General features: G+C 64.0%; 11 protein-coding genes. 4 read left to right on the plus strand and 7 right to left on the minus strand.

Annotated elements, in window-relative coordinates; genetic code table 11:
* Positions 1–612 precede the first annotated feature (612 nt).
* Entirely contained in the window at positions 613–1,926 is a 1,314-nt protein-coding gene (locus LK09_RS14600) for a NosD domain-containing protein (protein ID WP_331454271.1), read from the plus strand.
* Positions 1,927–2,073: 147 nt separating this feature from the next.
* On the opposite strand, the gene LK09_RS14605 is transcribed toward LK09_RS14600, so the two are convergent.
* The 5 genes from LK09_RS14605 to LK09_RS14625 all read right to left on the minus strand — a co-directional run bounded on the left by LK09_RS14605 (position 2,074) and on the right by LK09_RS14625 (position 7,451).
* On the minus strand, positions 2,074–3,408 hold the full coding sequence (locus LK09_RS14605; RefSeq protein WP_039400959.1) for a NosD domain-containing protein: 1,335 nt from the start codon (positions 3,406–3,408) through the stop codon (positions 2,074–2,076).
* 53 nt (positions 3,409–3,461) lie between these two features.
* Positions 3,462–4,385 carry a carbohydrate kinase family protein gene (locus LK09_RS14610; RefSeq protein ID WP_039400962.1) on the minus strand — a complete coding sequence of 308 codons (924 nt, stop codon included), beginning with the start codon at positions 4,383–4,385 and terminating at the stop codon, positions 3,462–3,464.
* Positions 4,386–4,388: 3 nt separating this feature from the next.
* Positions 4,389–5,228, minus strand: coding sequence for a carbohydrate ABC transporter permease (locus LK09_RS14615; RefSeq protein WP_039400965.1), 840 nt, complete (start codon positions 5,226–5,228; stop codon positions 4,389–4,391).
* The gene (locus LK09_RS14620) at positions 5,225–6,109 is read right to left on the minus strand and encodes a carbohydrate ABC transporter permease (RefSeq protein ID WP_039400969.1); all 885 of its coding nucleotides are present in this window, start codon (positions 6,107–6,109) and stop codon (positions 5,225–5,227) included. Before LK09_RS14620 ends, LK09_RS14615 begins: the two co-directional genes overlap by 4 nt.
* A 94-nt stretch (positions 6,110–6,203) precedes the next feature.
* Positions 6,204–7,451 carry an extracellular solute-binding protein gene (locus LK09_RS14625; RefSeq protein ID WP_231563055.1) on the minus strand — a complete coding sequence of 416 codons (1,248 nt, stop codon included), beginning with the start codon at positions 7,449–7,451 and terminating at the stop codon, positions 6,204–6,206.
* Between the two features lie 234 nt (positions 7,452–7,685).
* On the opposite strand from LK09_RS14625, the gene LK09_RS14630 reads away from it, so the two are divergent.
* The 3 genes from LK09_RS14630 (at position 7,686) to LK09_RS14640 (ending at position 11,125) form a co-directional block, all read left to right on the plus strand.
* Positions 7,686–8,732, plus strand: coding sequence for a LacI family DNA-binding transcriptional regulator (locus LK09_RS14630; protein ID WP_039400972.1), 1,047 nt, complete (start codon positions 7,686–7,688; stop codon positions 8,730–8,732).
* A 29-nt stretch (positions 8,733–8,761) separates the two neighbouring features.
* Positions 8,762–10,021 (plus strand): glycoside hydrolase family 32 protein, encoded by a 1,260-nt coding sequence (locus LK09_RS14635; protein ID WP_052226815.1) that lies wholly within the window; start codon positions 8,762–8,764, stop codon positions 10,019–10,021.
* Positions 10,022–10,132: 111 nt separating this feature from the next.
* The gene (locus LK09_RS14640; RefSeq protein WP_231563064.1) at positions 10,133–11,125 is read left to right on the plus strand and encodes a LacI family DNA-binding transcriptional regulator; all 993 of its coding nucleotides are present in this window, start codon (positions 10,133–10,135) and stop codon (positions 11,123–11,125) included.
* Between the two features lie 176 nt (positions 11,126–11,301).
* On the opposite strand, the gene LK09_RS14645 is transcribed toward LK09_RS14640, so the two are convergent.
* Positions 11,302–12,210: a carbohydrate ABC transporter permease gene (locus LK09_RS14645; protein ID WP_039400978.1), complete on the minus strand. Its 909-nt coding sequence runs from the start codon at positions 12,208–12,210 to the stop codon at positions 11,302–11,304.
* A complete protein-coding gene (locus LK09_RS14650) occupies positions 12,207–13,079 on the minus strand; it encodes a carbohydrate ABC transporter permease (RefSeq protein ID WP_039400981.1) in 873 nt (290 codons plus the stop codon). The genes LK09_RS14645 and LK09_RS14650 overlap by 4 nt, the downstream gene beginning before the upstream one ends.
* Positions 13,080–13,112: the final 33 nt, after the last annotated feature.

Consider the following 13,112-nt stretch of genomic DNA (forward strand, 5'->3'; position numbering starts at 1 on the left):
CAGCACTCAGGTCACCTGCACAGATAGACGGCAGCTCAACCCGTCACCTATCCGTGCAGCAGACCCAAGGCCCCTCGCGGCCGCGGATTTTGGCTGATTTTGTCAGTTGACGACACCGAACAGTGCATCGTACTTTGATGACAAGACGTTTTGCCAAAACGATTATTCGAACGATTGGCGAGCGTTTCCAGAGCGGATACCCCAGCGATAGGGGCGCCATGCTTCGTCGGAGGTTCAGTGTTGATAACGGTCGATTGCCAATGTTCGCGGCCAGCTCCTGCGACCGCGCTCGTGCGCGGGCCATGGGCGGTCAGGTCCGGGGGCTCTGCCCAGGCGTCGACGCAACAGCTGGGATGACAGCTGATGCGCGGCGCCCGCCCCGGAGCATGCTCACGCCAATCTGACCGCGCGGTTGCGCGACGCGTCAGCCCTGCAACTCGGCTCTGCGGCGTCTTCGGACACGCGCGGCGCTCCAGGCCTTGAACACCCCCGCAAAGACCTTCAAAGAAAGGGGACGAACCGTGACGGATCAGTTTCGACCGACTCGGCGCACATTCCTACACATGACGGCTACCGCCACAGCACTGTCAGCGATCAGCCTCCTGGGCACGAATGCTGCAGTGGCTGACACGACGCCACCTTTGCAAGCAAATCAGCCCGCAACCAAACGCCGAGTCCCTGTCGGCCTCCTGTAACAGCCAAGAACGAGCGAGAGGAATTCAGATGGAATCCAACGTCTACGACGTCACGGATTGGAAGACCCCCGGGAAACCGATCGACCCGCAGGACGACATCGGCGCGGTGATCAACAGCATCATCGCCGACATCAAGCAGAGGCAGACCAACCCGGCCGACAAACCGGGCGCCGTCATCTACATCCCACCCGGGACCTATTCACTGAAGACTCGCGTCGTGGTCGACGTGAGCTTCCTCACCATCCGCGGGTCCGGCCACGGCTTTTCGTCCCTGTCGATCCGGTACAACTCGAACACGGCGGGGTGGCACGAGATCAACCCAGGCGGCAGCCACATCCGGGTCGAGAACACCGACGGGAACTCCGAAGCATTCATCGTCTCGAGGAGCGGGAACCCGCGCCTGAGCTCGGTGGCGTTCGAGAACTTCTGCCTGGACGGCGTCTCGTTCGGAAGCAACCAGAACTCGTACCGGAACGGCAAGGTCGGCATCCGTTTCGCGACCGATAACGACTCGGCTCGCGTCCGGGGGATGGGGATGGTGTACCTGGAGCAGGCGCTCCTGATCCAGGGGCCGGACGCGCTCGACGTTTCGGGCAACTTCATCGCCGAGTGTGGGACGTGCGTCATGATCATCGGCGGAAGCCAGGCGTCGAAGATCTCGGATAACCATCTGGGGGCCGGCCCTGTGGGCTTCACGATCTTCGCGGAGAACAGCAACGGTCTTCTCATCACTGGCAACAACATCTTCCCGCGCGGAATCGACTCAGTTCACATCAAGAACTCGTACCGATCGAACATCTCGTCCAACCGACTGCAGTCGTTCTACCCGGGAAGCATCACGCTCGAGGGTAACTGCAAGGAGAACCTCATCAGCTCGAACATGTTCGAGCGCCAGGTCGAGACCTACGGGCCGTTCATCGGCGTCGGCAACGGCCTCGACGACGACTTCGGGGTCGTGCAGGTCAACGGCGACGGGAACACCATCACGTCGAACCACGTCACGCTAATCATTCCTCCGGATCAGGTGAAGCCCGCCAACGGAACCGCCGCGATCTTCCGGATCAAGAATGGCGACCAGAACCTCGTCGGAGCGAACCACATCATCTCCAACCTTGCGGTGCATACCGTCGTCCTCGACGCCGGCACGACCAACTCGCACGTCTTCGACAGCGGAACCGCGGCGCAGCTGCTTGCCAACTCCTCCAGCTATGGGTTTCGCCCGACTCCGTAGGTGCCCGTGCGGTGCAGGGAGGGCATCTCAGTGACCTCCCCGCGCCGATCTCCGAAGATGATCCGTCGGGTTCAGCGCAAACCAGGTATGAGGAAGGCGTCCGAGGCGATGGCTCGCTTCGGACGCCTTCCGCGCGTCTGCGGTGGGTCAGACGGTGATGCTCGGTGTCGGCGCGAAGGCGTTCACCGCCATATCGGCGACAACTTCGTCCGCCGTGCCCGAGTCGATTATCCTGTTGGAGTCCGAGCGGGGGTCAACCAAAACAGTGACGACTGCCATGTCATCTCGCGCGTCGGTGGCCAATAGCGCGTCCACCTGCGCGGCGAAGCACGAATCGCTCGCCTCGCTGCTCACGTCCATCGCGACCACATGGTTGTTGGCTAGGTGGTTCCGACGTCCGGCCGTCAGTCGGATCGCGACAGGGGTCGCGCCGAGCGGAGTGACAGTCGTGGAGTCGAGAATGACCGAGAGGTGGTTGCCGATGACGGAGTTGTTGCTCCCGTCGATGCGAATGAGACCATGCTCGTCGTCCAAGCCGTTGTCGATGCCGAGGAACGGCGTCCACGGTTCGGCATCCCGGAGTAAGTGGTTAGAGGCGACGAGATTCTCCGAGCTTCCGGCCCCCAGGACGACCATGCCCGGGTAGAACGAGTGCAGACGGTTATTGGTGATGCTTGACCTGGAGACGCCCGCGAAGTGCACGCTGCTCGCGCCTCGAGGAAAGACGTTATTCGCGGTCACCAGGAGACCACCGTGGTTTTCGGCGTAGATGGAGTACCCCTTGAAGCCGGCCCCGATCAGATTGTCGGTGATCTTCGATGCCTGCCCCCAGCCACGGAGTTCGATGCAGGTGCCGCACTCCGCGATGAAGTTGTCGTGGATCGACAGGGCGTCTGCGTTGTAGATCGTGATGCCATGCTCGAGGTAGACGAACCCCATCTCGTTCACACGGAAGGAGTCGTTGGCGTCCGCGACGTAGATTCCCGTCTTCCCGTTGGCGTAGGTGTTCTCCGGGTCCGGGTGTGAGCCGTCCGCTACGAAGTGCAGCCCATCGATGCAGAAGTTCGAGAACTCCACCGAGCTGATGCGAGGGTTCCCGGTCCGGGCCACGTAGAAGGCAGCGCCGGCCGCTTCATCGTTGCCGGGGTCAGGGGGGAGGTCGACAAGGATACGGCTTCCCCCTGGCCAGAGCTCGTGCAGATCCCGCCACTCGTCTTCGGGCACGTTGTAACGGATGCTCGACGACGTGAAACCGTGCCCTGAGCCCTCGATGCGAAGGAAGCTGATGTCTATGGTGACCTGAGTACGGAGACGATAATCCCCCGGGGGAATGGAGATGACAGCGCCCGGTCGGCCACCCATTTCCGTCAGTTTCTGACGTTCCTTGACGTCAGCGATGATGCTGTTGATGACCTCACCGATGTCATCGGCGGCGTCGCCGGTCGGCCACGTCGTTACGTCGTAGCAATTCGTTCTCGACATCAACGATCTTCCCTACTTTCTGTATTGATGTTCTTGTGTTCGTTGATCGCCGGTTAGTCGACCGGCACCGACCGCGCGCGCAACAAGGCCGCCCGCGTTTCGCTCGCCCAAGGCAGGTCCGCGCCGGCTCGCGACACGGTGATAGCAGCGGCCCGAACGGCGTCCTCCCCGAAGTCACGTAGAGTTCCGCGATCGTTCGGGATGCCTGCGCCGAGCAGACTCTGGATGAGGGAGGCCATGAAGGTGTCGCCGGCGCCGACGGTGTCGACGACACTCACAGTGGGAGCAGTAATCTCGACGAGATGGTCCTGTGTTGCGATCACAGCGCCTTCGCCGCCGCGGGTGACTGCGACGAGCTTCGGTCCGAGGCTGAGGACGGCATCGATCACGGCGTCTGCTCCCAGGTCCGGGTAGAGCCATGCGGCGTCTTCGTCGCTCATCTTCACCGCCGCGACGATCGTGGCGGTCGTCTCGAAGATCCTTCGTGCTGCATCCCGTGACGGCATGAGAGCTGGTCGGATGTTCGGGTCGAAGGTAATGATCTGCGCTTCCGAATCGCGCAGCAGTTGCTGCACGCTTTCGGCGCCAGGCTGCAGGAACGCGCCGATCGACCCGGTGTGCACTGCCCGGGAGGGGACCACGTTGGGGGCGGGGAAGGCATCCCACGTGACGTCGAATTCGTAGCGGGCTTGGCCGTCCGCGGCGACATGGGCGATCGCCGTCGATGTCTGCGGGAGAACGAGCGTCTCCGGGAGCACTGTGACGTTCGACTGCCGGAGGTGCTCGGCGACCATCAACCCATGCCGGTCGTGCCCGAGCTGGGTCAGCAGCGCGCAGTGGACGCCGAGACGCCCGAGGCCGAGCGCGACGTTCGTGGGGCTGCCTCCGACGTGCTCAGTGGTCCCGGAGGGCGTCTCCACGATGTCGATGAGAGCTTCGCCGATGACGAGGACATCGGTGTCTTGCCGCGTGGTCATCGATCAGCCTTTGACCGAGCCGAGCGTGAGCCCGGCGACGATGTGGCGCTGGAGAGCGAGGGTGAGGAGGATGACCGGGATCGAGTACAGCACGGAGAGGGCCGTCATGGTGCCCCAGTCGAGCCCGAACTGACTCTGGAAGTTCGCGATCATGACGGGCGTGGTCACGGCACGCACCGAGGTGAGCAGCAGGGCGAAGATGAAGTCGTTCCATGAAGCCAGGAACGCGAAGATCGCGGTGACCGCGATGCCGCCCTTCGTCACCGGGAGGATCACGCGCCAGAGCGCACCGAGCCGGGAGCAGCCGTCCACGCGAGCGGCCTCCTCGAGCTCGGTGGGCACCGATTCGAAGAAGCTCGCCATCAGCCAGATGGACAGCGGCAGGGAGATTGTCGTCTGTGCGATCGCAAGCGCGATGGACGTGTCGGACATCCCGAGGTTGTGGAACACGGTGATGAGAGGCGTACCGACCACGATCGCCGGCACCATCCGCATCACAAGCGCCATCAGGATGAACACGCGTCCGAGTCGGGTGCGGTACCGGGTGACGGCATACGCCGCCGGGACGGCGAGCACAAGCGAAAGCAGGGTGCTGATGATCGCCGTGTCGATGCTGTTGATGAAGGAGGCCACGACCCCGTCCGTCTGCAGCGCCTTGACATAGTTGTCGATCGTCCAGACGGAGGGGAGGATCTTCGGGGGAATGGCGTTCGTCTCGATCGGGATCTTGAACGAGGTGAACAACATGTACACGAAAGGGAACGCGTACAGCACGATGGCGATCGCGAGCGCGACCCAGATGATGGTGCGGGTACTCCACCGGCGGCTTTCAAGCCCGTTCATCGGTCTTCACTTCCTGGCCGCCAGATCAGCGTGACGGCGGCGACTGACGCCAGCAGCATGCCGACGAGGTAGACGGTGCCCATGGCGCTTGCCAGGCCGGGGTCGCCGTTTGCGATCTGGGTGTTGTAGATGAGCAGAGAGAGGGTCTCGGTCGAGTTCTGCGGGCCCCCGTTGGTCATCACGACGATCGTGTCGAAAGCACGGGCAGCGTCGACGCCGCGCACGATGAGCGCCACGGCGATCACGGGTCGCAGCATCGGGATGACGATTCGGATCAGCAAGGTCGGGTAGCGGGCTCCGTCGATGCGTGCCGCTTCGAGGACGTCTGCGGGGATGTTCTGCAGGCCGGCGAACAGCACTAGCGTGATGAACGAGGTGGTCAGCCAGATGTCGGGGAGCGCGACCGCGAACAGGGCCACGTTCGGGTCGCTCAGCCAGCCGATCGCGTCGGGGCTGGGGATGAGGTGCGCCTCGTAGAGCAGCTGGTTGACGATCCCGGAGTTGTCGATCAGCAGGAACCGCCACAGCAGGCCGGCGACGATCGGAGCAATCATCAGCGGATAGAGGAAAACCGTGCGGAAGACCCGCGATGCGTTCCCGAGCGACGTGAACAGCAGAGCGACGATGAGGCCGAGCGCGAACTCGAAGAACACGACGATGATCGTGTAAGCCACGGTGCGCCACGCCGAATTGGCGAACGCGGGCGACGTGAACGTCTCGACGTAGTTGGCAAACCCGACGAACTTGTGGGGAGCGTCGGAGATCGGGTTGTACGTGAAGAAGCTGTCCGTGACGAACCGGACGAGCGGCCACGCGACGAAGAGCGCGAGGAAGAGCGCGGCAGGAAACAGGAGCCAAGCGGCGAAGCGCTTGTCGCTCATTCCCCGCCGGCGGCGGGCGCGAGGCACGGGGGAACTCGACTGGGGTGCTGTCGGGTGGAGGCGGGCGGTCCCGGAGGACCGCCCGCCCGTGAGACTACTTGGAGACAATGGAGTTCACCTGTTGTGCGGCTGCCTGCAGCAGCTGACTGTTGTTCGCTCCGGGCACGACCGCCTTCTGCAGCATCGGGACCAGGGCGTTGTCGACGATGTTCTGCCAGTGGGGGCTGGAGGGTCGCGAGATGGTCGCCGGTGCCGAGAGCGTCTCGATCATCGGTCGGTAGGCGGCGTAGCCGGGCTTGTCCTCGAACTGCTTCAGCACCGAGATGCGTGCGACCAGGCCAAGCGAGGTGGTCGCGCTCAGCGCCTGGTGGTCGTACGCGAACTTCACGAAGTCCATCGCGGCGGTCGGGTTCTTGCCGGCCTTCGGGATGCTGAGGTAGAAGGGCCCGGGGACGCCCGCGATGCCGGCGGGGCCGGCGGGCAGCGCGGCGACGCCGATTTTGCCGTAGACCGGCGACGAGGTGGGCACCTGTCGGTAGGCGTGTGCCCAGAACTGCATCATGGCAGTCTTGCCCTGGTAGAACTGGTTCTGCACCGCGTTCCAGTCCGCGGCGGCCGTTCCGGGGGGCGCGTACTTGACGAGGCTGGTGTAGTAGTCCAGCGCTTTCAGGCTGTACGAGTCGCCGAGCGTGGACGCGGTGCCCGCGGGGTTGAGGACCATGTTCTTCTCACCGGCCTGCGACAGCGTCGACAGGTACTGGGTTTCGACCGCCCCCGGAAGCCCGGTGCCGTAGAGGCTGCCCTTGGTGAAGAACTTCGCGATGTCGCTGTACTGCTGCCAGGTGGTCGGCGCGGCGAGCGGGTACCCGAATTCGCTCTGGAACGCCGTCTTGTTCTTGGCGTTGTTGAAGAGGTCGGTGCGGTAGTAGACGATTTCGGAGTTGGCGAACGCCGGAACGCCGACGTAGTTGCTGCCGCCGCCCTTGGCTTCGTCGAGGATGGCGGGGAAGTTGTCGCTCTTGACCTCTGCGGTGAAGAAGCTGTTCAACGATGTGAGCCCGTCCTTGAAGGCGGGCAGCCAGATCGCGTCCAGCGCGGCGACGTCGAAGGAGATGCTTCCGGACGACAGCTCGCTGTTGACCCGGTTGTACAGGCCGTTGTAGGGGAGCTCGACGAATTTGACGGTGGTGCCCTTGTCCTTCTTGTACAGGTCGGCGATGGGCTGGAGCTCCGCGTGGCCTCCCGCCTCCACCAGGACTGTGAGGGTCTTGGGGCCGGAGCTGCTGGTGCCCCCGGCCCCGCAACCGCTGAGGGTGATTGCGGCGACTGCGGCGATGGCCACCGCGGATGCTGTGGTTGCGCTGCGTCCCCCGGGACGCAGCAAGTGGCGAAGCTTCATCACTTCGGATCCGTTCTGTGATGTGGATTGAACAGGGCCAACACGCTGGGCAGCGTGCCGACACGTCGACAATACGATTTGCCAAATCGTATTGTCAAGCGGTAGAACTGTATTGTTCGGTTGGAGGGTCTGCAGTCTACGAAAGACGGCGGCTCAGGCCGTTCAGGGAGGGCGATCATGCCGGCAAGAACTGTGGGTATCAAGGATGTGGCCGCGGCGGCGGGCGTCTCTGTCACGACCGTGTCGCATGTGCTCAACGATGTGCCCCACACCCGCACGAGCGAAGAGACGAAGGAAAGGATCCGGACCGCCGCGGAGGCGCTCGGGTACCGCCCGAATCGGCTGGCTCGAGGGTTGCGCACCCGGACATCGGAGATGGTCGGGCTCGTCACCGAAGAGATCGCGACCACCCCGTACGCCGGCCAGATCATCCTTGGCGCACAGGAAGCCGCCACCAGTCGGAACCTCGCTCTTGCCATCATCAACGCCAGCTTGAACCGCGAACTCGAGGTCGGGCCGGAGGAGATTCGCTCCCTTCTCGAGCGTCACGTCGACGGCATTATCTACGCCACGGTCTTCCACGATGAGGTCGTTCCGCCCGCCGAGATGCGCAAGTCGCCGTCCGTCCTCATCGGTGCGCGTGACGCGACGGGGGAGATTCCGTCGGTCGTGCCGGACGAGCGCGCGGGAGCCGCGAGCGTCGTGGACATGCTCGCCGGTCGCGGCCACCGTCGGATCGCGTTCCTGGCAAGCTCCGTCGACGTCCCAGCGACGCGAGGACGAGCCGTCGGGTACGCCGAGGCCATGGCGTCTGCCGGACTCGACACCAGCGGGCTGATCGTCGAGGGGGACTCGGAGGCCGGCGGGGGATACGCCGCCGCCCTCGCTGTGCTCAACCGCCCGAAAGACGTCAGACCGACCGCCGTCTTCTGCTACAACGACCGAATGGCCATGGGCGCATACCGCGCCGTCGCCGAACTGGGCCTGCGCATACCGGATGATGTCTCGATCGTCGGGTTCGACGACCAGGCTCCGCTTCCCCGGAGCCTCTTCCCCGCGCTGACGACCGTCGCCCTCCCGCACTACGACATGGGCGCCTGGGCGTTGAACACCCTCGCGGACCAGATCGCCGGGCACGCCGAAAACCGGCTGCTGGCATCCCACCCCACCCTCTTGGCATGCCCGATCGTCGCGGGCGACTCCGTTTCTGCCCCCAGGGCTTAGTTGCCTGATCCCTTCGCGAAAGGACCCGCATGCGTCCCGCATTCCACTTCACCTCGGCGTCCGGGTGGATCAACGACCCGCTCGGGCTGACCTTTCGTGACGACCGATATCACCTCTTCTACCAGTACGTGCCGGAAACGACCCGATGGGTTCCGCAATGCCGATGGGGTCACGCGACATCGACGGACCTGCTGACGTGGGAGGCGCACGCGATCGCGCTCGAACCCGGTGAAGGGGACGGCGGATGCTGGTCAGGGAGCGTCGTCGTCGATGAATCAGATCGAACCACGATGTTCTACACGTCCGTGGACGACAAGGCCTTCGAGATCGGCAACGCCAGGATCGCACGCCCAGCCGTCGGAAGCGCCACGAGCTGGGAGAAGTGGGACAAGGGTCAGATCGTCGCTCAGCTCCCCGACGGCGAGAGCGTCGTCGCGTTCCGAGACCCGTTCGTCTTCCACGACGGTGCACGCTGGCGGATGCTGATCGGCTCGGGCCGCACGGATGGCACAGCCATCGCATACGGGTACGTCTCCGACGACCTCGACACCTGGACCTATGGTGGCATCGTCGCGTCGCGCCACAAGAGTGAACGCGACGAACTCTGGACAGGGTCCGTCTGGGAGTGCCCGCAGCTGGTCGAGATCGATGGACGGTGGGTCCTCATCGTCTCGGTCTGGGAACCCACCCGCCCGCACTACACGGCATACGCGCTCGGCGACCTCGATGACGGCCGATTCGTGCAGGAGTCGCCTTGGCAGCGACTGACGTTCGGACCGTCGTACTACGCAGGAGCCGTGTTCCGCAACGACGCAGGCGCGCCCGGCATCATCTACTGGCTTCGCGACGTGACGGACCCGGAGGGGGAATGGGCCGGCGCGCACAGCGTTCCCCATCAGCTGACGCTGAAGGACGGCACGCTCCAGATCACCCTGCCGCAGAGTCTCCTCCAGCACCGCGGCGAAGCAATCCCGCTTGAGAACCTGGCGCACACCCCCGTGAGTCTCGGCCGAGCGTTCGACGTCGAATGGACCGGCGGAGGCCAGCTGTCACTCGATGAAGCTGACCGAAACGTGTTCCGACTCGAGCGGGTCGATGGCATCCTCACCGCCGTGGCCGACGCCGGAACGTGGAGCGTTCCCTGCACCGGCCCGGTACGACTCCTTACCGACGGCTCCGTCGTGGAACTGATCGGCTCGTTCGGAGCGCTTGCCTTCCCCGCTCCGCGAGCAGGCCACGGGATATTCTCCGCTGACCAGGCGAGCGGGTCCGCGTTCCGCCTCACATGATCGGGGCGAGGCACCGATGTTGGGCCGCAGCAACCGCCGCATCCGCCAAATCGTGGCATTGTGCTCGGGAGCGAAGTGATGACCGCGACCCGTCGCCCCACGCTCGCTGACGTGGCGAAGCTTGCCGGCCTGTCGAAGGCAGCGGTCAGTCTCATCCTCAACGAACGACCCGGCACACGGCTATCCGATGACGCGGTCGCGCGTGCACGAGCTGCTGCACAGTCGCTGGGCTACAGGCCCAACCCCGCCGCGCGAAGCCTCCGGTCCGGGAAGACCCGAACCATCGGGTTCATCTCGGACCAAGTCACGATCACCCGTTTCGCGTCGTCCATGGTGCGGGGAGCCGTTCGAACCGCTCGCAAAGACGGCCACGCTGTGCTCATCGCAGAAACAGGCGACGGCCCGACGCAGCTCACAGACGCCGTCCAGGAGATGAGCGATCGCCGCGTCGACGGCATCCTCGTCGGCCTCATGGTCGCCCGCATGATCACCGTCCCGCCACCACGCCACGACATTCCCGTGGTCGTCGTCAACGGCATCACGCCCGACGGGATGCCGAGCATCCTGCCCGACGAGTACACCGCGGGGAGACGGGTTGCCAACGTGCTGCTCGACGCGGGTCACCGAAGCATCGGCTTCATCGCGGATCTGCCGACCGTCGCAGTTGACCTGCGGCGGTCGGCCACGATCGCGCGCCGCGTCGCAGGAATCCGTGACGCGCTTCAGGCCCGACGAGTGACCCCAGTGGAATCGATCGCTGAGGGCTGGTCAACCGAGCTCGGCTACGCGGAGGCACATCGAATGATGGACTCGCACCCGGGGCTCACCAGCATCATCGCGGCCACCGACGGCGTCGCCCTCGGGATCTACCAGGCGCTCGGGGAGCGTGGGCTCCGCATCCCAGAAGACGTTTCCGTCGTCTCATTCGATGACGAGGATCTCGCCGCGCTCGTGCGCCCCGCCCTCACGACTGCCCGTCTCCCGTATGAAGACATGGCAAGCCGCGGGATCGAGATGCTGCTTGGGATAACGGAACCATCGCATCTGCTTCTCGCTATGCCGATCATCTCCCGCTCCTCCGTCAGCAGGCGGGAAGAAAACTAGCCGCGCGCCTCCTCGGGAAGGCGCCGCAGGCACCGCGTCGGTTCTGCTTCGAATGCGCCGCCAGTTCGGGCGTCCGACCACGGGCTGCCGACGCCGAGATGAAGGCGGCCAACACCCGCGGCAACGCAGAGTTGCCTTCCCACGTCCCGCCCGTTCCCCACCTGGCGGGCGAGTCTTCAGCCTTTGACGGCGCCGACGGTCATACCTGCGATTACCTGCCGCTGGAAGATCGCGTAGATGATCAGTTGCGGCAAGAGGACGAGGGTGGCTGCTGCCATCATTCCGCCGTAGTCGACGGTGTATTGTCCCTGGAATCGTGAGACGGCGAGAGACACTGTGACCATGTCGGGGTTGTTGATCAGGATCGACGCGAACGGGAATTCGTTGAACACGTAGACCACGTTGAAGATGAGGATCGTGGCAATGACGGGTTTCATCAGTGGCAGGACGACCGTCCAGCACAGCCGCCAGAGCCCGACGCCGTCAATGATCGCTGCTTCCTCGATCTCTGTGGGGAACTCCCGAAGGAAGCCGGTCATGAGCAGGGTGTTGAACGGGATCGAGACGGCCACGTAGGGCAGGATGAGCGCCCAGTACGTCCCGAAGACACCAAGCGCCAGATCGAGCTGGTAGACGGGAAACAGCAGGATGTAGACGGGGACGGCGAGACCGGCGAGCAGGTAGAAACGCAGGGACGATTGCACGCGGCGTCGGCGGAACACCATGCGCGTGAGAGCGAATGCGGACATGAACGAAATCGCGGTTCCCACGGTCACGGACACTACTGCGATGAAGATTGTGTTGCCGTACATCCGGAGCAGTGGCAGCGATGTGATCGCGTTCGCGTAGTTCCGCACCGTCAGCTCTGCAAGCGAGAGGGGGTTGCCGAGGATGTTGCTGCTTGGCTGGAAAGAGAGGAGAACGATCCAGAGGATCGGGGTGATGATCAGGAACGTGACCAGATAGGCGATCACAGCCAGCACACGGGAGGTGCGACGACGCCGCTTGCCCCCGTTCGACCCTGCTTTCGTGGACAATCGGGGAGCGACCGTGGGCGTCTCCGGGCTGGTGATGGTGGCACTCACGCGAGCTTCTCCTTGCGTCGGGCGGCGACGAGGTATCCGATTGAGACGATGGCGCCGAGGACCGTGATGATCACGGCGAGCGCCATGCCGTACCCGTATTGCTGATTGGTGAACGTGACGAAGTACATGTAACTGACGAGTGTCTCGGAACGGTGGACGGGACCGCCGCCGGTGAGCATGTAGACGAGTTCGAAGATCTTGAAGACGTTGGTGATCATCAGGATCGTGACGATCGCGAATGTCTCGCGCATCATCGGGATCTTCACGTGCCATGTCTGTTGCCAGCCGGTGGCGCCATCGAGGGCGCTGGCTTCGAGCACGTCCGCCGGCAGCAGCTGGAGTCCCGCGTAGAAGATGGTCATCGCAAAGCCGATACTGCTCCAGATGAAGACCAGGGATACGGAGATCGGCGTGAGGTAGTTTCCACCGATCCACTGCACGGGTGGGACGCCCAACGCTCCAAGCACACGGTTGAGCAGTCCGATCTTCGGGTCGAGGATGAACACCCAGATGAGACCCACGAGGATCGGCGCAATGATCGCCGGCCCGAAGACGAGGGCCCGCATGCCGCCGCCGCCGCGGATCGTTCGCTGCAGCAGCATCGCCAGTGCGAAGGATGACGGGATGAGGACGGCAAGGCTGACGATCAGAATGACGAACGTGTTTTGCAGCGATTGCCAGAAGAACGGGTCGATCAGAAGGGCTTTGTAGTTGTCCCACCCGATCCACTTGGGCTCTCCGAAGCCCTGGAATCGGGTGAAGCTGAACACACCCGAGTAGGCCAGGGGGTAGATGACGAACATCGTGAAGACGATGAGCGCGGGCCCCAGCATCGCCAGGATCTTCCAGCGGTTGCTCACCCAGATCATGAATTGACTCCTCGTAAGTGGGGGGCGGGGCCG

It is taken from the genome of Microbacterium mangrovi (assembly GCF_000802305.1).
In the GTDB taxonomy this organism is placed as follows: domain Bacteria; phylum Actinomycetota; class Actinomycetes; order Actinomycetales; family Microbacteriaceae; genus Microbacterium; species Microbacterium mangrovi.